The sequence below is a fragment of the Clostridioides sp. ZZV14-6150 genome, from assembly GCF_020657875.1.
Taxonomy (GTDB): Bacteria; Bacillota; Clostridia; order Peptostreptococcales; family Peptostreptococcaceae; genus Clostridioides.
Genome location: NZ_JAGWDA010000050.1, coordinates 1 through 616, shown reverse-complemented (window position 1 = coordinate 616; position 616 = coordinate 1). Strand labels below are relative to the sequence as shown.

1 protein-coding gene is annotated in these 616 nt (G+C 30.7%); it reads left to right on the top strand.

Going from position 1 to position 616, the window contains the following annotated elements; translation table 11 throughout:
• On the top strand, positions 1–616 hold a 616-nt coding region (locus KGF41_RS20485; RefSeq protein WP_227857136.1), incomplete at both ends, for a hypothetical protein.

Here is a 616-nt window from a genome sequence, read left to right as displayed (position 1 = left end):
TATGGCAAGTAATATTAGTAATATAAAACAAATACCTGATATGCATGATGATGTTGAAGAAATATGGCAGTTTACAGGTCATACTCTCTATGTACTTTCAGTAACAATAGATTCACAAAATAACATAATAAGTGGCAGTAGTGATAATACAGTGAGAAAAATATCAACAGATGGAAATGAAATATGGAAGTTTACTGGTAATTCAAGTAGTGTGTATTCAGTATGTGTAGACCCACAAGATAATATTTATAGTGGTGGTGCAGATAAAACTGTAAGAAAAATATCAACAGATGGAAATGAAATATGGAAGTTTACTGGTAATTCAAGTAGTGTCAGATGTGTACATGCAGACTCACAAAATAATATTATTAGTGGTGGTTACGATAAAACTGTAAGAAAAATATCATCAAGTACTGAAATATGGAGTTTTACAGGACATACAGATATTGTGTATTCAGTATGTGTAGATTCACAAGATAATATTTATAGTGGTAGTAGTGACAATACAGTGAGAAAGATATCATCAAATGGAGCAGAAATATGGAAATTTACAGGACATACAAATAGTTCGCATTCAGTATGTGTAGACTCACAAGATAATATTTATAGTGGTAGT